The sequence below is a fragment of the Pseudomonas sp. LS44 genome, from assembly GCF_024730785.1.
In the GTDB taxonomy this organism is placed as follows: Bacteria; Pseudomonadota; Gammaproteobacteria; order Pseudomonadales; family Pseudomonadaceae; genus Aquipseudomonas.
Map to the genome: position 1 here is coordinate 3,115,640 of NZ_CP102830.1, position 17,990 is coordinate 3,133,629.

15 protein-coding genes are annotated in these 17,990 nt (G+C 63.7%); 8 read left to right on the forward strand and 7 right to left on the reverse strand.

The window, feature by feature from the left end:
• Positions 1 to 8 precede the first annotated feature (8 nt).
• Both NVV93_RS13930 and NVV93_RS13935 read left to right on the forward strand, forming a co-directional pair.
• Positions 9 to 1,214, forward strand: a complete 1,206-nt coding sequence (locus NVV93_RS13930) for an aminotransferase class V-fold PLP-dependent enzyme (protein ID WP_258251232.1) — start codon at positions 9 to 11, stop codon at positions 1,212 to 1,214.
• Positions 1,211 to 1,621, forward strand: a complete 411-nt coding sequence (locus tag NVV93_RS13935) for a SufE family protein (protein ID WP_258251233.1) — start codon at positions 1,211 to 1,213, stop codon at positions 1,619 to 1,621. Before NVV93_RS13930 ends, NVV93_RS13935 begins: the two co-directional genes overlap by 4 nt.
• 127 nt (positions 1,622 to 1,748) lie before the next feature.
• Here NVV93_RS13935 and tcdA read toward each other — a convergent pair whose 3' ends face one another.
• Entirely contained in the window at positions 1,749 to 2,552 is an 804-nt protein-coding gene (tcdA, locus tag NVV93_RS13940; protein ID WP_258251234.1) for a tRNA cyclic N6-threonylcarbamoyladenosine(37) synthase TcdA, read from the reverse strand.
• 162 nt (positions 2,553 to 2,714) lie between these two features.
• On the opposite strand from tcdA, the gene NVV93_RS13945 reads away from it, so the two are divergent.
• From NVV93_RS13945 to NVV93_RS13965, 5 genes are all read left to right on the forward strand, one after another.
• Positions 2,715 to 3,866: an iron-containing alcohol dehydrogenase gene (locus NVV93_RS13945; protein ID WP_258251235.1), complete on the forward strand. Its 1,152-nt coding sequence runs from the start codon at positions 2,715 to 2,717 to the stop codon at positions 3,864 to 3,866.
• 169 nt (positions 3,867 to 4,035) lie between these two features.
• Positions 4,036 to 6,630 carry a glycosyltransferase gene (locus NVV93_RS13950; protein WP_258251236.1) on the forward strand — a complete coding sequence of 865 codons (2,595 nt, stop codon included), beginning with the start codon at positions 4,036 to 4,038 and terminating at the stop codon, positions 6,628 to 6,630.
• A gap of 127 nt (positions 6,631 to 6,757) precedes the next feature.
• Complete coding sequence (dapE, locus tag NVV93_RS13955) at positions 6,758 to 7,924, forward strand: succinyl-diaminopimelate desuccinylase (RefSeq protein ID WP_258251237.1); 1,167 nt, start codon at positions 6,758 to 6,760, stop codon at positions 7,922 to 7,924.
• Entirely contained in the window at positions 7,921 to 8,730 is an 810-nt protein-coding gene (locus tag NVV93_RS13960; RefSeq protein ID WP_375162889.1) for a putative RNA methyltransferase, read from the forward strand. Before dapE ends, NVV93_RS13960 begins: the two co-directional genes overlap by 4 nt.
• Before the next feature lie 26 nt (positions 8,731 to 8,756).
• Complete coding sequence (locus NVV93_RS13965; protein ID WP_258251238.1) at positions 8,757 to 9,140, forward strand: hypothetical protein; 384 nt, start codon at positions 8,757 to 8,759, stop codon at positions 9,138 to 9,140.
• Between the two features lie 320 nt (positions 9,141 to 9,460).
• On the opposite strand, the gene NVV93_RS13970 is transcribed toward NVV93_RS13965, so the two are convergent.
• The 6 genes from NVV93_RS13970 to NVV93_RS13995 form a co-directional block, all read right to left on the reverse strand.
• Complete coding sequence (locus NVV93_RS13970; protein WP_258251239.1) at positions 9,461 to 9,670, reverse strand: cold shock domain-containing protein; 210 nt, start codon at positions 9,668 to 9,670, stop codon at positions 9,461 to 9,463.
• A 208-nt stretch (positions 9,671 to 9,878) separates the two neighbouring features.
• Positions 9,879 to 10,856: a DUF4340 domain-containing protein gene (locus NVV93_RS13975; protein ID WP_258251240.1), complete on the reverse strand. Its 978-nt coding sequence runs from the start codon at positions 10,854 to 10,856 to the stop codon at positions 9,879 to 9,881.
• 12 nt (positions 10,857 to 10,868) lie between these two features.
• Positions 10,869 to 12,707: a Gldg family protein gene (locus NVV93_RS13980; protein ID WP_258251241.1), complete on the reverse strand. Its 1,839-nt coding sequence runs from the start codon at positions 12,705 to 12,707 to the stop codon at positions 10,869 to 10,871.
• Positions 12,708 to 12,717: 10 nt separating this feature from the next.
• Positions 12,718 to 13,449, reverse strand: a complete 732-nt coding sequence (locus NVV93_RS13985; protein WP_258251242.1) for an ABC transporter permease subunit — start codon at positions 13,447 to 13,449, stop codon at positions 12,718 to 12,720.
• Positions 13,446 to 14,369: an ABC transporter ATP-binding protein gene (locus NVV93_RS13990; RefSeq protein ID WP_258251243.1), complete on the reverse strand. Its 924-nt coding sequence runs from the start codon at positions 14,367 to 14,369 to the stop codon at positions 13,446 to 13,448. The genes NVV93_RS13985 and NVV93_RS13990 overlap by 4 nt, the downstream gene beginning before the upstream one ends.
• A gap of 433 nt (positions 14,370 to 14,802) precedes the next feature.
• Positions 14,803 to 15,273: a YMGG-like glycine zipper-containing protein gene (locus NVV93_RS13995; RefSeq protein ID WP_258251244.1), complete on the reverse strand. Its 471-nt coding sequence runs from the start codon at positions 15,271 to 15,273 to the stop codon at positions 14,803 to 14,805.
• 220 nt (positions 15,274 to 15,493) lie between these two features.
• On the opposite strand from NVV93_RS13995, the gene plsB reads away from it, so the two are divergent.
• Positions 15,494 to 17,983 carry a glycerol-3-phosphate 1-O-acyltransferase PlsB gene (gene plsB / locus NVV93_RS14000; RefSeq protein ID WP_258251245.1) on the forward strand — a complete coding sequence of 830 codons (2,490 nt, stop codon included), beginning with the start codon at positions 15,494 to 15,496 and terminating at the stop codon, positions 17,981 to 17,983.
• Positions 17,984 to 17,990 lie beyond the last annotated feature (7 nt).

Genomic DNA, 17,990 nt, shown 5'->3' on the forward strand with positions numbered 1-17,990 from the left:
AGCCTGCAATGCCCCTGAACTCCCCCTGGCGCGCCGATTTCCCCGGCATCCTGGCTCTCGACGCAGAAGGCCAGACCTATCTCGACAGCGCCGCCACCAGCCAGAAGCCGCAGGCCATGCTCGACGCCCTGCTCGGCTATTACATGAGCGGCGCGGCCAACGTGCATCGCGCCCAGCACGTTCCGGGCGAGCGGGCGACGTGGGCCTTCGAGACCACCCGCAGCAAGATCGCCCAGTGGCTGCAGGTCGAATCGCCGACGCAAATTCTCTTCACGCGCGGCACCACCGAAGCCATCAATCTGCTGGCCTATGGGCTGGAGACGCAATTTCATCCGGGCGACGAGATCGTCATCAGCGCCCTGGAACACCACGCAAATCTATTGCCCTGGCAACAACTGGCTCAGCGCCGGGGCTTGCACCTGCGCGTCCTACCACTGAACGCAGCTGGCAGCATCGATCTCGAACAGGCGGCACAGCTGATCGGGCCACGCTGCCGGCTGTTGGCGATCAGCCAGCTCTCCAACGTGCTAGGCCGCTGGCAACCGCTCCCCGAGTTGCTGGCAATGGCCCGCGCGCGCGGCGCCCTGAGCGTGGTGGACGGTGCCCAAGGCGCGGTGCATGGCCGCCCTGCGGTGCCGGCGCTGGATTGCGACTTCTATGTGTTCTCCGCGCACAAACTCTATGGCCCGGAGGGCGTCGGCGTGCTCTATGGGCGGGACGATGCCTTGCAGCGCCTACAGCATTGGCAGTTTGGTGGCGAGATGGTGCAGGCCGCCGACTACCATGCCGCGACCTTCCGCCCAGCACCGCTCGGCTTCGAAGCCGGCACGCCGCCGATCGCCGGCGTAATCGGCCTAGGCGCGACCCTGGACTACCTCACCAGTCTCGATCCAGCTGCCGTCGCCGGCCACGAGGCGGCGCTGCACAACAAGCTCCTGGCCGGCCTGGCGGTACGCGATGGCATTCGTCTGCTCGGCGAGCCGCAAGTGGCGCTGGCCAGCTTTACCGTCGACGGCGTGCACAGTGCCGATCTGGCGCATCTGTTGAGCGACCAGGGCATCGCCGTGCGCACCGGTCACCACTGCGCCATGCCGCTGCTGAAAAGCCTCGGCCTGAGCGGCGCGGTGCGCGTCTCGCTAGGCCTGTACAACGACTCCAGCGACCTCGACCGTTTCTTTAGCGCCTTCGATCGCGCCCTGGAGTTGCTGCGATGAGTCTGTCGGCGCACGCCGCCCAGGCGCTGGAGACGTTTACCCAGGCGGCCGGCTGGGAACAACGCGCCCGGCTGCTAATGCAATGGGGTGGACGACTCGAACCACTGAGCGAGGCCGAACGCAGCGAGGCCAACCGCGTGCACGGCTGCGAAAGCCTGGTCTGGCTGGTCGGCGCGGCGAAAGATGGACACTGGCAGTTTCGCGCCGCCAGTGACGCCCGTCTGCTGCGCGGTCTGCTGGCGCTCTTGCTGGTCCGCGTCGAGGGGCTGCCTGGGCCAGAGCTGCAGGCGCTGGATTTGCCTGACTGGTTCGCCCAGTTAGGTCTGGGTCGCCAGCTTTCGCCCTCGCGCAGCAATGGGCTGAATGCCGTGTTGCAGCGGATGCGCGAGCTGGTGGGCGGCGTCTAGCTCACCAGCTCCCGGATTGCATCCGGGCTACGGTTCTGCAGGTAGGAGCGAATTCATTCGCAATCATCGCTCGCAGGAGCCACGTGGATCGCGAATGAATTCGCTCCTACACGCCAGCGTGCCTGCGTTAGCTCTTGCGCTCGGCCGGGCGGCGCGCGCCGGCGACCAATTTATCGACGATCCGTGCGGCGGCGACCATGCCGAACGTCGCCGTGACCATCATCACCGCGCCGAAACCACCGGCGCAGTCGAGCTTGACCCCTTCCCCGGCGAAGCCCTTGGTCTGACACACGCTGCCGTCTGCCTGCGGATAGCGCAGCTGCTCGGTGGAGTACACACAATGCACGCTGTAGGTGCGGCCCGGGGTGCGCGAGAAACCGTAATCGCGGCGCAAGGTCGAACGCACCTTGGCGGCCAGCGGATCGTTGAAGGTCTTATTGAGGTCGGCGACCTGGATTTGCGTCGGATCGACCTGCCCGCCCGCGCCGCCGGTGGTGACGATCTGGATCTTGCGCCGCTTGCACCAGGAGATCAGCGCCGCCTTGGCCGCCACGCTGTCGATGCAGTCGATCACCGCGTCGAGCTGCTCGGTGATGTACTCGGCCATCGTCTCGCGGGTCACGAAATCGGAGACCGCATGCACCACACAGGCCGGATTGATGGCGCGGATGCGTTCGGCCATGGCTTCCACCTTGGCTCGACCTACCGCGCCGTCCAGCGCATGCACCTGGCGGTTGGTGTTGGTGATGCACACATCATCCAGATCGAACAGGGAGATCTCGCCGACGCCGCTGCGCGCCAGCGCCTCGGCGGCCCAAGAACCGACGCCGCCGATGCCGACCACGGCGACATGCGCCGCCGCCAAACGCTGCAGGCCGGCGCGCCCATAGAGTCGGGCGATGCCGCCAAAACGCTGCTCGTCGATCTGCATGACAGGGCTCACTGGCTGGAAACGGGCGCGCAGTATAAAAGCCAACGGCCCTATCGACGAGACTAGCCCGTCGCCAACCCACTTGCCGGCCAGCCCGGCGCTATAGTCAGGAGAGGCAAACAGGCGCACCGCAACCATCGGGCGAGCGCGCCGGAGGTGGCCATGCGCAGCTTCACCTTCTTCAACCCCACCCGCCTGCACTTCGGCGCCGGGCAGATCGCCCGGCTGAGCGAGGAAATCCCGGCCAGCGCGCGGATCCTGGTTACCCATGGCGGCGCGAGCATTTTTCAGAATGGCGTGTGGCAGCAGGTGCAGGATGCGCTGAGCGGCTATCGGCTCAGCCGCTTCGCCGGCATCGAGGCCAATCCACAGTTCGCCACCCTGCTGCGCGGTCTGGAACAGGCACGCAGCAGCGCCTGCGATTTCATCCTGGCGATTGGCGGCGGCTCGGTGATTGACGGCAGCAAATTCATCGCCGCCGCGCTCTGCCATGACGGCGATCCCCTCGAGTTACTGACCGGCACCCCGATTACCGCGGCGCTTCCGTTGGGCTGCGTGGTGACACTGGCGGCGACCGGTTCGGAAAGCAACGGCAGCGGCCTGGTCAGCCATGCCGCGCGCCAGGAGAAGTTGGCTTTCTCCAGCCCGCTGCTGTGCCCACGCTTCGCCATTCTCGATCCGAACACGACCTTCAGCCTGCCGCCGCGGCTGATCAGCAACGGCGTCATCGATGCCTTCGTGCACACCCTCGAGTACTACCTGACCTACTCCGCCCATGCGCCGCTGCAGGATCGCTACGCCGAAGCGCTGTTGCGCACGCTGATCGAGGAAGGTCCGCTGGCCCTCGCCAGCCCGGCCAGCTACGGCGCGCGGGCCAATCTGATGCTCTGTGCCAACCAGGCCATGAACGGCCTGCTGGGCTGCGGCATGCCCCAAGACCGACCCACCCACCTGATCGGCCGGGAACTGGCGGCGCTGTATCACATCGACCATGCGCAAACCCTGGCGGTGATTTTTCCCGCGCTGCTGGGCGAATACCGGGCGGCCTACCACGCCAAACTGCTGCAATACGCCGAGCGGGTCTGGGATTTCAGCCGTGGCGATCCCGAAGCGCGTGTCGATGCTGCTCTGAATGCCACCCGCGACTTCTTCCGCCGCTTGGGCGCCGCCACCCAACTGGGCGAATTGGGCCTGGATGCGGCGGCGATCGAGCAGATCCTCGCGCAGTTGAAACGCCACGGCGTGGCCACCCTCGACGAGCAGGCCGAGCTCGATCTGACGCGTTGCGAACGAATCCTGCTGCGAGCCCTGTAATCCAGCGAAAGCAGCCTGGCGACGAACTTCTCTCGACGATAAGGGACAAAGTTTTGTCGGCCCGCGGCCCAATCTATACAGGTGTCAGGGGCCGGAGTAGCATGCGCGCCGACCAGCCTGCAGCTGGCGCCACCCCCCGTTGTTCCACGCATCGGAACCTGAAACGTCTATGTCATCGCGTAAATTCGGACTCAATCTCGTGGTCTTCGTGGCAGTCGCCGCGCTGTTCACCGGTTTCTGGGCCCTCATCAACCGACCAGTCAGTGCGCCCGACTGGCCCGAGCAAATTTCCGGCTTCTCCTTCTCGCCGTTCCGGCTGAATCAGAACCCGCAGAAGAACCAGTACCCGAGCGACGCACAGATTCGTCAGGATCTGGAACTGGTCAGCAAGCAGACCGACAGCATTCGCACCTATTCAGTCGAAGGCACCCTCGCCGACATCCCGCGCCTGGCCGAAGAGTTCGGCCTGCGCGTGACGCTTGGCGTGTGGATCAGCCCGGACGAGGAGCGCAACGAGCGGGAAATCGCCAAAGCCATCGAAATCGCCAACGACTCGCGCAGCGTGGTTCGTGTGGTGATCGGCAACGAAGCGATGTTCCGCCGCGAAATCACCGCCGAAAAGCTGATCACCTACCTCGACCGCGTGCGCGCGGCCGTCAAGGTACCGGTCACCACTTCCGAGCAGTGGCACATCTGGCAGGATCACCCGGAGCTGGCCAAGCACGTCGACCTGATCGCCGCCCACGTGCTGCCCTACTGGGAGTTCGTGCCGATGGAGGACGCCACCGAGTTCGTCCTCGAGCGTGCCAAAGACCTGAAAAAACTGTTCCCGAAGAAACCTTTGCTGCTGTCCGAAGTGGGCTGGCCGAGCAACGGCCGGATGCGCGGCGGTGCCGATGCCACCCAGGCGGATCAGGCCATCTACCTGCGCACCCTGGTGCACGCGCTGAACTCCAAGGGTTACAACTACTTCGTCATCGAAGCCTTCGACCAGCCGTGGAAAGCCAGCGAAGAAGGCTCGGTCGGCGCCTACTGGGGCGTCTACAACGCCGAACGCCAGGCGAAGTTCAACTTCGAAGGACCGGTGGTGGCCATCCCGCAGTGGCGCGTACTGGCCATCGGCTCGGTGATTCTCGCCCTGCTCGCCCTGACCCTGATGCTGATCGACGGCAGCGCCCTGCGTCAGCGCGGCCGCACCTTCCTGACCTTCGTCGCCTTTGCCGGCGGCTCGGTACTGGTGTGGATCGGCTATGACTACAGCCAGCAATACGCTACCTGGTTCAGCCTGACCGTCGGCGGCCTGCTGGGTATCGGCGCGCTGGGCGTGTTCATCGTCCTGCTCACCGAAGCCCATGAGCTGGCGGAAACCGTGTGGACCCGCACGCGTCGTCGGCCATTCATGCCCGTGCTCGCCGATGCGGCTTATCGGCCCAAGGTTTCGGTGCATGTGCCCTGCTACAACGAGCCGCCGGAGATGGTCAAACAGACCCTCGACGCCTTGGCCGCCCTCGATTACCCGGACTACGAAGTCCTGATTATCGACAACAACACCAAGGACCCGGCTGTCTGGGAACCGGTGAAGGCCTATTGCGAACAGCTCGGCCCGCGCTTCAAGTTCTTCCACGTCGCGCCACTGCACGGTTTCAAGGGTGGCGCGCTGAACTACATCCTGCCGCACACCGCGCCGGACGCCGAAGTGGTCGCGGTGATCGACTCCGATTACTGCGTCAACAAGAACTGGCTCAAGCACATGGTGCCGCACTTCGCCGATCCGAAGATCGCCGTGGTGCAATCGCCGCAGGACTACCGCGACGGCGAGGAAAACACCTTCAAGAAGCTCTGCTACGCCGAGTACAAGGGTTTCTTCCATATCGGCATGGTGACCCGCAACGATCGCAACGCGATCATCCAGCACGGCACCATGACCATGATCCGCCGCACCGTGATGGACGAACTGCAGTGGGCCGACTGGACCATCTGCGAGGACGCCGAACTGGGTCTGCGCGTGTTCGAGAAAGGCTATGCGGCCGCCTATGCCCACGACAGCTTTGGTCGCGGACTGATGCCGGATACCTTCATCGACTACAAGAAACAGCGCTTCCGCTGGGCCTACGGCGCCATTCAGATCATGAAGGGTCATGCCCGCAGCCTGTTCCTTGGCAAGGATTGCGAGCTGAAGAGCGGCCAGCGCTATCACTTCATCGCCGGTTGGCTGCCGTGGATTGCCGACGGCCTGAACATCTTCTTCACCATCGGCGCGCTGCTCTGGTCGGCGGCGATGATCATCGTACCGACGCGGGTCGACCCGCCGCTGCTGATCTTCGCGATTCCGCCGCTGGCGCTGTTCTTGTTCAAGTTCGGCAAGATCATGTTCCTCTATCAGCGCGCGGTCGGGGTCAATCTCAAAGACGCGTTCTGCGCCGCGGTGGCTGGTCTGGCCTTGTCGCACACCATCGCCAAGGCGGTGCTGTACGGCACGTTCACCAAGACCATTCCGTTCTTCCGCACGCCGAAGATGGCCTCCAACCACGGCATCATGGTGGCGCTGGCCGAGGCCCGCGAAGAAGTGTTCATCATGTTGCTACTGTGGGGCGCGGCCATCGGCATCGGCGTCGTCCAGGGCTTCCCCAGCGCGGACGTGAAGTTCTGGGTGGCAATGCTGCTGGTGCAATCGCTGCCTTATCTGGCCGCGCTGGTCATGGCGATGCTCTCGTCGCTGCCCAAGCCGCTGGAAGAGCCGACTGCCGACGAGGTGCCGGCCTGACAGGGCAAGGCGATAGCGCCCTCCGCGCTACGCTGAACCGCCCCGCGCAATAGCAAACGGCGACCTTAGGGTCGCCGTTTTGCATTAACATGGCGGCCTTTTCGCCACCTGTAGCACCGGAGCTGCGATGCCTGCCCTCTCCCCGACCCTTTCTCCTACCCTGGAACTCGCCTGCGACCTGATTCGCCGCCCGTCTGTCACGCCGATCGATGAAGGCTGCCAGGAGCTGATGATGCGCCGCCTGGCGGCAGCCGGTTTCCGGATCGAGGCGATGCGCATCGAAGAAGTGGACAACTTCTGGGCGATTCGTCGCGGCGGCGCCTCAGAAGAGAATGGGCCGGTCCTGTGTTTCGCCGGACATACCGACGTGGTCCCGACCGGCCCGCGCGAGGCCTGGCAACATCAGCCGTTCGAGGCCTTGATCGACGAGCAGGGCATGCTCTGCGGACGCGGTGCGGCGGACATGAAGGGCAGCCTGGCGTCGATGATCGTCGCAGTCGAGCGCTTCGTCGCCACCCATCCCGAACACCAGGGCGCGATCGCCTTCCTGATCACCAGCGACGAAGAAGGTCCGGCCCAGCACGGGACCAAGGCCGTGGTCGAACGCCTGCGCGCCCGTGGCGAGCGGCTGGACTGGTGCATCGTCGGCGAGCCCTCGAGCACCACCTTGGTCGGTGACATGGTGAAGAACGGTCGCCGCGGCTCGCTCGGCTGTACCCTCACCGTGCGCGGTGTGCAAGGCCACGTGGCCTATCCACACCTGGCGAAGAACCCGATCCACCTAGCCACCCCGGCCCTCGCCGAACTGGCCGCCGAGCATTGGGACGAAGGCAATGCGTTCTTCCCGCCGACCAGCTTCCAGATCTCAAACCTGAACTCCGGCACCGGCGCCACCAATGTGATCCCCGGCGAGCTGAAGGCAGTGTTCAACTTCCGCTTCTCTACTGAATCCACCGTGGAAGACCTGCAGCAGCGGGTGACCGCCATATTCGACAAGCACGGCCTCGACTATCACCTTGACTGGGCGCTGTCCGGCCTGCCATTCCTCACCGAGCCGGGCGAATTGCTCGACGCGGTAGCGGCCAGCATCAAGGCGGTGACCGGTCGTGAGACCCAGCCATCGACCAGCGGCGGCACCTCGGATGGGCGCTTTATCGCCACCCTGGGCACCCAGGTAGTCGAGCTTGGCCCGGTCAACGCCACCATCCACCAGATCAACGAGCGGATTCTGGCCAGCGACCTGGACGTGCTCACCGACATCTATCAGCAGACCCTCGAGCACCTGCTGACGTGAAACAGCTGACCTGCCCGCTATGCGGCGCCGCCTTGAACCTGGCGGACAACGGCCTGGGCTGCCCGGCCGGACACCGTTTCGATCGGGCACGCCAGGGTTATTTCAACCTGCTGCCGGTGCAGCACAAGAACAGCCGCGATCCAGGTGACAACCAGGCGATGGTCGAGGCGCGCCGACGCTTTCTGGACGGCGGGCATTACGCACCGATCGCCGCCCGGCTGGCCGGCCTGGCCGCCGAGCGCGCCCCGCAGACCTGGCTGGATATCGGCTGCGGCGAAGGCTATTACACCGCGCAAATTGCCCAGGCGCTGGCGCAGGCCGATGGCTACGCGCTGGATATTTCCCGCGAGGCGGTCAAGCGCGCCTGCAAGCGCGCACCGCAACTGGCCTGGCTGGTGGCGAGCATGGCGCGGATTCCGCTGGCGGACGCCAGTTGCCAGCTGCTGGCCAGCGTGTTCAGTCCACTGGACTGGAGCGAAGCGCGGCGCCTGCTCGGTCCCGGCGGCTGCTTGCTGCGGGTCGGCCCGACCCGCGAACACCTGATCGAACTGCGTGGCCGCCTGTATGACGAAGTGCGCGCCTATGACGACGAGAAGCATCTCGCCCTGATCCCCGCCGACATGCATGTGGCGCATAGCGAGACCCTCCGTTTCAACCTCACCCTGCCTACCCCGCAAGCCCGCGCCGATCTGCTGGCGATGACCCCACACGGCTGGCGTGCCAGCGCCGAACGGCGTGCCGCGGTGATTGAGCAGCCGTTAGAGGTCACGGTGGCGGTACGCTACGATTGCTTTCAACTCCCCTAACTTGCTGCGGCGACAGGAACTCTGCGATGCGCCAACCGGATATCGAGATCTACCTCAAGGATGCCGACCACACCGCCATCACCGGCTGGCTGAGCCAGGCGCTCGGGCCGTGCTCCGAATGGCGGCAAAAAGGCCAGACCTACAAGTGCGAAGTCGACAGCGCGGCGGGACTTATTCCCCTGACCTGGCTGCCGAAGGCCGTGGGCAAATGGCACAGCCTGTATCTGGAGAGTGCCGATACACCGTGGGCTGACGATCTGGCGTGTGCCCGGGCGGCCTTCGCCGCGCTGGGCGTGGAGGTGCGCTGCGCGCCGGGCAGTTGGCAGGAAGATGAAAGCGAGGAAACCGCCGATCGCTGGATTCGCGTCAGCGCCGATGGCGAAGAAGAAATCGTCTGGCACACCAGTTGATCAAGCAGGCCGTTGAAAAACGTAACGAGCGAAGGCTAGACAAGGCGCAACGACCAACGGGAGTAACAGCCGCAGGCTGGCCCGAAGGGTGAGCGCCAGCGAATAAATCAGGCGAAAAAGCGAGTTTACGAGTAGTAAATGAGCATTTTGAGCCTGATTTCAACGCGGTATAGCCGAGCGCAGTAGTTTTTCAACGGCCTGCTAGACGTAGGGCGGGTGCAACCCGCCGAATGCAACGCGGGTTGCACCCGCCCTACGCATGGTAAACCCCAGAAAGCAAAAGGCCCGTCAATTGACGGGCCTTTTGCTGTTCCGAACGATTAAGTCCGGGAAACGTCTTCTGCCTGCGGGCCTTTCTGACCATCGATAACGGAGAACTCGACGCGCTCGCCCTCGCTCAGTGAGCGATGACCCTCGCCACGAATGGCGCGGTAGTGAACGAATACGTCAGCGCCACTTTCACGCTGAATGAAGCCATAGCCCTTGGCATCATTGAACCATTTGACGGTCCCACTTTCACGATCAGCCATTACAACACTCTCCAACTCGCATTTTTGTTATTGCCTCTGACGAGGTATCGACGGCTCCGTAACGACGCTGCCCCGCTGCTAAAGCAGACAAAGGCATAACGCAGTCAAAAGACACCGCTATCGGAGTATAAAGCAAGCGCAAAACCTGCCAAGAAATTTTTCCGACCGCCGGTAACGCCCGCAGCACTAGCGCTGCAGGCTTTTTTTGTCACTTTTTGGTGAGGACTTCCTTGAGGGTTTTGGCCAACGCGCGGTATTGCTCGGTTTCGATTCGATAGGCCCAATCGGCTTTGGCTGGCAGTTGCTCGGCATCGAAGTCGCTGCGCTTGGACAGCGTCATCCAGAACTGCTCGCCCTGTGCATACAGCGCACCGCTCAGTTGGCCGGCACTGAAACTCTCCAGCTCGAACTCGAGCAATGCCGGGGTTTTGAACTGCACCTGAGCCAACGGCGCGGCATCGGCGAATTCCAGGCGACCGAACAGGTTGGCCATGCCATTGGCCGCCGCCTCGTAGGGCGGTCGCTGGCCGGCGGGCAGTGGGTCGACCTTGAAATTCGACTCGCTGGCCTGGTCGCGATACACGCTCAGGCGATCGCCATTGGCGTAGCGCACCGTGATGCGCTTGATGCTGGCGAACGGAATCGCCGCCACGCGCCGATCCAGCCATTGCTGCTCTTCGACCGGCAGGCTAATCGGCTTGTCGATCAGCCACACCTGATCGTCACCGACCAAGCGCACCAGCTGCCCTTCGCCCTGCTGAGCCGGCTTGCCAACCAGCAGCCCCAGAGGTTGCCCACCCGCCACTTGCAGGTTGATCCGCGCGGCTTGCTGTGGGCCCTTCTCCACTAGCCCGAGTTGTGCATGCAGCTGCGGGTTGCGGGTTTTCGCTTCGATCTTGCGGGCCTCGCCCAGCGCTCGCAACAGGCTGTTCACTGCCGCCGCAGAGGCCGGATAAGCGGCCTTGGCCGGCACCAGCCAGACGTTATCGCGACGTTCCAGGCGTACCAGCGGCTGCCCGGGACTGCTTACCTCCAGCGCAGCGACCTCGCTCAAGCGGCCTTGCAAGGTAGGCAGCAAAGGCTCGCGGGCGACCGTCGGCTCCGGCCGCGAGGCGTGGAGCCAGAAGTACGCCACGCCCAACGCCAGGGTGATCAGCGCCAGCAGCAGAAACGATTTGCGGCTCATATCACCCCTCCCTTAGCTGTGCCGGCGACGACGCCACAGGCCCAGCGCCAACACGCCAAGGGTCAGTAGCAGCGGCACCAGCACGATGTTGGCGAACTTCAGGGTGCGGCCCAGCGCTTCGATGTTGGCGTTGAGCTGGTAGCGCACCTCGCGCAGTTCCTTGCGCAGGGTGAGCCGCTCCTGGATGAACTGCTGCACGGTGGCTTGCTGTTCGGGGGTCAATTCCAGGGTTTTGCTCGGGTCCTGCTTCTGCTGCAGCGTGGCGAGTTGCTGTTCGGTTTCGCTGAGGCGTTTTTGCAGCGTCTCCTCCTTCTCGCGGAACTGCACCTCGGCACCGCGTTGCAGCTCTTCGACCACCGTGAACGGGCGGCTGAAGCGACCACGCGACCGCACGCTGATCAGCGCATCGGAACCGGCCAGGTTATCCAGCGCATTGATCGCGAAGGTGCCGTTGTCGGCCCACGGCTGTGGCACACGCTGGCCGAACATCTCCTGCACCTGCACCCACATGCGGTCGGTGAGCATGTCGGTATCGGCGACAGCGATCACGTTGATGCTGGCGGCTTCCTTGAGGCCATCTTTCTGACCTTCGATGCCATTGGGGAAGGCGCTTTGCGCCGGTCCGCTGATACGCGCGGCGATGGCATAGCGCTCGCCGGTCGGTTGCAGCTCGCGGATCAGGCTTTCCGGGTTGCTCAACGCGGTGAAACGCGCCGCATCGAACGGCATGGAATACGCCGAGCTGTGGATCAGCGGGGTGAACTGGGTCTTGCTGCCTTCCAGCGGCTCCAGAATACCCGCAGTGGCCACGGTGATGTTTTCCAGGCCGGCGGTGCTCACGTCGGTTTGGTCGATGGCGTTTTTCTGCACATTCAACCAAGCCGCATGGCGTACCGCGCGTTGGCCCTGGCCCATGCTCACCGACATGGCGTAAGAGCCGTCGCCGAGCACTTTGCCCGGTACCAGGCGCAGGCCCCAGGCCTTGAACAGCGGCTCGAGATCGGAAGACTTGTCCTCCCCGCCCATGTCACCCGGCATCGGCGTGCTGTGGTCGGCTTCGCTGTACGGATCGACGAATACCAGCAGCTTGCCGCCGCGCAGGACGAACTGGTCGATCGCATACAGGGTTTGCTGCGGCAGGTTTTTCGGGTGTACCAGCAGCAGTACCGACACCGTGTCCGGAATGCGGTCGAGATCCGGCTTGAGGCTTTCCAACTTGAACTGCTGGCGCAGGTCTTCCATGACCATCCACGGCGAGGTCGGCTGGCGCGCGGCCATGTCGAAGCCGCCATTGATTTGCAGGGTCGAGAGCACGCCGATGGTCGGCAGCTCCGGTTTGGCCAGGCTCTGCACCAGACGGCTGATGTCGTATTCGAGGAATTCCTCGTGATCGAGCGGGAAGAACGGAATCACCTGGCGGGCATCCACCGAATTGGTGCCAGCCAGGCCGAAGTACACCTGATCGCCACTCTGGTTCAGCGGTACGGCCTGCAGACCGAACTGCGCGGCGCGGTCTTCATCTTCCGAGAACGGCTCGGGGTCGATGATGTGCAGCTTGAGCTTGCCGTCGGCCTCACGCTCGTAGGCCTTGAGCATTTCTTCGACGCGCCGCGCGTAGTTACGCAGCTGCACCACATCCTTGGTGGCCTTGTCGGAGTAGAAGAAGTACAGGTTGATCGGCTCATCCAGCTCGGCAAGGATCTTCTTGGTACCGGCCGAGGTGGTGTAGAGCTTCTGTTCGGTCAGGTCCAGGCGCGCATCGGTGAGCGCCAGGCTGGAGAACATGTTGAGCGCGAGAAACGCCAGGGCAATCACGAGCAGCCCGACGCTGGAATACATCAACTTTTTCATACGGGCATCCTCAGTCGGCTTTCTTCAGGTCAACCACCACGGCGGTGGCGGCCAGCCAAGCGGTAATCAGGCTGACGAAATACAGCAGGTCGCGCAGATCGATCACGCCCTTGCTGATTGCGTCGAAGCGGGTCAGAAAGCTCAACGAAGCCACCGAGTCCACCAGCCATTGCGGCGCCCAGCTGAAGCTGTCGAGCACCATCGGGAAGCCGCTGACGATGAACACGAAGCACATGCTCACGGCGAGGATGAAGGCGATCACCTGGTTCTTGGCCAGCGCCGACATGCACGAGCCGATGGCCAGGTACGAGCCGGCCAGCAGCCAGCTGCCCAGATAACCGGTGGCGATGGCGCCATTGTCCGGCTCACCCAGGTAATTGACGGTGATGATCATCGGGAAGGTCAGCAGCAAGGCCAGGCCGGCAAATACCCAAGCGGCGAGGAACTTGCCCAGCACCGCCTCGAAGCGGGTGATTGGCAGGGTCATCAGCAGTTCGATGGAGCCGGACTTGCGCTCCTCGGCCCACAGGCGCATGGCGATGGCCGGCACCAGGAACAGGTACAACCACGGATGGAAGTTGAAGAACGGCGACAAATCGGCCTGACCACTCTCGAAGAAACCGCCGAGGTAGAAGGTGAACACCCCGGACAGCACGAGGAAAATCAGGATGAACACATAGGCCAGCGGCGTGGCGAAATAGCTCGCCAGTTCGCGTTTGAAGACCACCGGTAACTGCTTCATACCAACTCCCCCCGCGTCAGGCTGCGGAACACTTCGTCCAGGCGGCCACACTCCACATTCAATTCGGTCACCGCCCAGCCCCGCTGAGCGATCAGCGCATTGACCTGCGGGAAGATCACCTGGCCCGGCTGGGCGAGCACGGTCAGGCTGTGTTCCAGCTCGTTGACCTCGACCCCGGCGACACCCGGCAAACCGCCAAGAGCGGCCTGATCGAGCGCTTCGGCGCCGACCAGGGTGACGGCCTGGTGGTAGCGCGAGCGGCTTTCCAGCTCGAACGGCGTGCCATCGGCAAGCAGCTTGCCCTGGGCGATCACTACTGCACGGGTGCACACCGCGGTGACTTCTTCGAGGATGTGCGTGGAAATGATGACGATCTTGTCCTTGGCCAGGCTCTGAATCAGCCCGCGGACCTGATGCTTCTGGTTCGGATCGAGGCCATCGGTGGGCTCGTCGAGGATCAGCACCTTGGGATCGTGAAGAATCGCCTGAGCCAGACCGACGCGGCGTTTGAAGCCCTTGGACAGGGTTTCGATGGATTGCTCGAGCACCTTGTCGAGTTCCACCCGCTCGACCGCCAGGGCGACCCGCCGGCGCTTCTCGGCGCCCCGGAAACCGCGGATCTCGGCGATGAATTCGAGGAAGCCGCGCACCGTCATATCGCCATAGCAAGGCGCGCCTTCCGGCAAATAACCGATCTGCTGCTGGGCTTTGAGTGTCTGGCTCTGGATGTCGAAACCGAGAACGCTGGCAGTGCCGGAAGTCGGCGCCAGAAAGCCGGTGAGCATCTTCATGGTGGTGGATTTACCGGCGCCATTCGGGCCGAGAAAACCCAACACTTCCCCTTCTTGAACGCGGAAGGACAGGTTGTCCACCGCAATGTGCTGAGCGAATCGTTTCGTTAGATTTTTTATTTCGATCATGGTCTCTCACCATCACGATGAAAAACCCACTCGCCACCCATACGAGCTTGCCTACGATCCGCTTGTCTGGCCCTAGCACGAGATCGTAAACAGGCTCTAAGCACAGCGAGATGGGTCTTGAAAAATGCCGGGGGACTATAAGGAGAGGCGCCCCGGCTATGCAAGACAGCCGAAGTTTCTGGAAGTTGCAGATCTGGGTAGGAAATTCAGGTAGTTACACAACCACTAGTGGCCTGTGCGGTTAATTGGTTACCTCAAGTTCGGATGACTGAGGCTCTGAGACAAGGCGCCGCGACGAGTCATAGCAGGGCTATGGCGAGGAGCGGTAACGCAGTATCAGGGCCTCAGACGCCGAAATTGACTAACTGAATTAACCAAACAGGCCACCCGCAGCCTTGGGCTCTTGCAGCCCAAGGCATGAGCCCAACAAAACTCAGGGCGTGACCTGATATCCACGGCCTTGCAGGCAACTGGTATAGGCCGTCGAACTGGCCGAACTGGCCGCCTGCTCCTGGCTGCGCCGATCCTGGCGGCGCTCTTGACGCTGATGCATGCCGCCAACCACGGCGCCGGCCGCAGCGGTTTCGCCCGCACGGTTCTGGCGGTAATCCTGCTTCACATCATCATCGACCCGGTCATACACCTCGTCGTGCTGCCGCCCGCGCACTTCGGCGCCGACCGCGCCAGCAGCGGCACCTGCCGCCGCGCCGCGCAGCCGTCCACCGACATGCGCGCTGCTGGTGGTCGGGGTGCTGCTGGCCGCATTTGCGGCGATGTTCTGGCAATCGCTCATGTCCACTTGCACCTGCTGGGAACTCTGCCCCTTAGTCGGTACCACCGTCTGCGCCTGAACGCTGCCAACGATCAAGGCCGTCAACAAACAGACTCCGGAAAACTTCTTCATACCCACCTCCATTGGCTTCAAGGCACGCTTGGTGCAGTTGCTCGGCCACGTGAGCAGCCTGCGCTGGGATTAAAGGATAGTTGCCGTCGCCCAACCACCGCCACTCCTCGGCGCATCCGACCAACCGCCGCCCGCGGCTTTTGCCGCGCCTGCGTGAATCCGTCACACTAGCCGGCCCGAGCGCACGCTCGTTCCATTTTCAGCCGCAGATACCCTCCGTATGACCCGTTCGCCGCTCCATCGCCTTGTATTTGGCACCCTACGCCGCCTGCTGTACCTCTGGGTGCGCTCGGAAACCATCAATCAGTCCGCCTTCAGCCTCAAACTCGACCGCAGCAAACCAGTGCTCTATGTGCTGCAGCAGCCGTCGCTCAGCGACTTGGCAGTGCTGGATCACGAGTGCAGCAAGAGCGGGCTGCCACGGCCGGTGCTGCCAGTGGAGGTCGGCGGCCTGCAGGAGCCGGCGGCGTTCTTCTATCTCACTCGCGAGCCCGATTGGTTCGGCCGCCAGGACAAGCGCGGCGCCTCGCCGACCCTGGTGCGCCTGGTCACGGCCATCGGCCACCAGAGCGCCGAGGATGCGCAGATCGTGCCGGTCAGCGTGTTCTGGGGCCAATCGCCGGACCGCGAGACCAGTCCGTGGAAGCTGCTGTTCGCCGACAGCTGGGCGGTCACCGGACGCCTGCGCCGGCTGCTCAACATCCTCATCCTCGGGCGCAAGACCCGCGTGCAGTTCGCCGCGCCTATCCAGCTGCGCGAGCTGGTCGAACAGGGCAAGGGCCAGGAGCGCACGCTGCGCATGGTCAACCGCATCCTGCGCGTGCATTTCCGCAATCAGAAGACCGCGGTGATCGGCCCCGACCTGTCGCACCGGCGCAACCTGGTCAAGGGCCTGATCCATGCGCCGCTGGTGCGCCAGGCGATCACCGACGAGGTCGAGCGCGAGAAGATCTCGGTGGAGAAGGCCGAGGCCCAGGCGCTGCGCTACGGCAACGAGATCGCCTCGGACTACGCCTACACTGTGGTGCGTTTCCTCGAAGTGGTGCTCAGCTGGTTCTGGAACAAGATCTACGACGGCATCAAGCTCAACAACCTCGACGGCGTGCAGCACATCGCCCAGGGCCACGAGGTGATCTACGTGCCCTGCCACCGCAGCCACATGGATTACCTGCTGCTGTCCTACCTGCTGTTTCGCAACGGCCTGACGCCGCCGCACATCGCCGCCGGCATCAACCTCAACATGCCGCTGATCGGTGGCCTCTTGCGCCGCGGCGGGGCCTTCTTCATGCGCCGCACCTTCAAGGGCAACCCGCTGTACACCGCGGTGTTCAACGAGTACCTGCACACCCTGTTCAGCAAGGGCTTCCCGGTCGAGTACTTCGTCGAGGGCGGCCGCTCGCGTACCGGGCGCATGCTCCAGCCGAAGACCGGCATGCTGGCAATCACCCTGCGCAGCTTCCTGCGTTCCAACCGCCTGCCGATCGTCTTCGTGCCGGTGTATATCGGCTACGAGCGCGTGCTCGAAGGCCGTACCTATTTGGGCGAACTACGCGGCGCGGCGAAGAAGAAGGAATCGATCTTCGATCTGTTCAAGGTGATCGGCGCGCTCAAACAGCGCTTCGGTGCCGTGGCGGTCAACTTCGGCGAACCGATCCGCCTCGCCGAATTCCTCGATCAGCAGCAACCCGGCTGGCGCGAGCAAGAGCTGGGGCCGCAATATCGTCCGGAATGGCTGAACGAGACCACCAGTCGCCTTGCCGAATGCGTGGCCCAGCACCTCAACGAGGCGGCGGCGGTCAACCCGGTCAATCTGGTGGCTTTGGCGCTGCTCTCCACCGCTAAACTGGCGCTCGACGAACGCGCCCTGGTGCGCGTGCTCGACCTGTATCAGAGCCTGCTACGCCAAGTACCCTACTCGCCGCACACCACCTTGCCAGAGGGTGATGGCAAGGCGCTGATCGAGTACGTCAAAGGCATGCAGCTGGTCTCGGAGCAAAAGGACGCGCTCGGCAAGATCCTCTATCTGGACGAGCAGAATGCCGTCCTGATGACCTACTACCGCAACAACGTGCTGCACATCTTCGCCCTGCCGGCGCTGCTCGCCAGCTTCTTCCAGAGCAGCGCGCGGATCAGCCGCGAACAGATCCTGCGCTTCACCCGCGCGCTCTACCCCTACCTGCAGTCCGAGCTGTTCATCCGCTGGTCGCTGGACGAGCTGGATGCGGTGGTCGACCAGTGGCTGAACGCGTTCGTCGAGCGTGGCCTGCTGAAAATCGAAGGCGACGCGTATGTGCGCCCGGCACCGAGCTCACGGCAGTTCGTCCTGCTGACCCTGCTCTCACGCGCCATCGTGCAGACCTTGCAGCGCTTCTACATGGCTACCGCGCTGCTGCTCAACGCCGGGCAGAACGCGATCAGCGCTGAAGAGCTGGAGGATCTGTGCACGGTGATGGCCCAGCGCCTGTCGATCCTGCATGGCCTCAACGCCCCCGAGTTCTTCGACAAAACGCTGTTCCGTCACTTTATCCAGAGTCTGCTCGACGAGGGCGTGCTGCGCCGTGATGAGGCCGGCAAGCTCAGCCACCACCCGCAACTGCCCGAAGTGGCGGAAGGCGTGGCCAAGCGCGTGTTGCCGGCGGAGATCCGCCTGTCGATCCGCCAGGTAGCGCTGGAGCGCGGCGAGGAAGCGCCGGCCGAAGCACCGGTGTAGATCGACT

Bases quoted from the DNA above. Each gene is read 5' to 3' on its own strand.
- NVV93_RS13930 (WP_258251232.1), top strand. From the start codon at position 9: ATGCCCCTGAACTCCCCCTGGCGCGCCGATTTCCCCGGCATCCTGGCT.
- NVV93_RS13935 (WP_258251233.1), top strand. From the start codon at position 1,211: ATGAGTCTGTCGGCGCACGCCGCCCAGGCGCTGGAGACGTTTACCCAG.
- tcdA (WP_258251234.1), bottom strand. From the start codon at position 2,552: ATGCAGATCGACGAGCAGCGTTTTGGCGGCATCGCCCGACTCTATGGG.
- NVV93_RS13945 (WP_258251235.1), top strand. From the start codon at position 2,715: ATGCGCAGCTTCACCTTCTTCAACCCCACCCGCCTGCACTTCGGCGCC.
- NVV93_RS13950 (WP_258251236.1), top strand. From the start codon at position 4,036: ATGTCATCGCGTAAATTCGGACTCAATCTCGTGGTCTTCGTGGCAGTC.
- dapE (WP_258251237.1), top strand. From the start codon at position 6,758: ATGCCTGCCCTCTCCCCGACCCTTTCTCCTACCCTGGAACTCGCCTGC.
- NVV93_RS13965 (WP_258251238.1), top strand. From the start codon at position 8,757: ATGCGCCAACCGGATATCGAGATCTACCTCAAGGATGCCGACCACACC.
- NVV93_RS13970 (WP_258251239.1), bottom strand. From the start codon at position 9,670: ATGGCTGATCGTGAAAGTGGGACCGTCAAATGGTTCAATGATGCCAAG.
- NVV93_RS13975 (WP_258251240.1), bottom strand. From the start codon at position 10,856: ATGAGCCGCAAATCGTTTCTGCTGCTGGCGCTGATCACCCTGGCGTTG.
- NVV93_RS13980 (WP_258251241.1), bottom strand. From the start codon at position 12,707: ATGAAAAAGTTGATGTATTCCAGCGTCGGGCTGCTCGTGATTGCCCTG.
- NVV93_RS13985 (WP_258251242.1), bottom strand. From the start codon at position 13,449: ATGAAGCAGTTACCGGTGGTCTTCAAACGCGAACTGGCGAGCTATTTC.
- NVV93_RS13990 (WP_258251243.1), bottom strand. From the start codon at position 14,369: ATGATCGAAATAAAAAATCTAACGAAACGATTCGCTCAGCACATTGCG.
- NVV93_RS13995 (WP_258251244.1), bottom strand. From the start codon at position 15,273: ATGAAGAAGTTTTCCGGAGTCTGTTTGTTGACGGCCTTGATCGTTGGC.
- plsB (WP_258251245.1), top strand. From the start codon at position 15,494: ATGACCCGTTCGCCGCTCCATCGCCTTGTATTTGGCACCCTACGCCGC.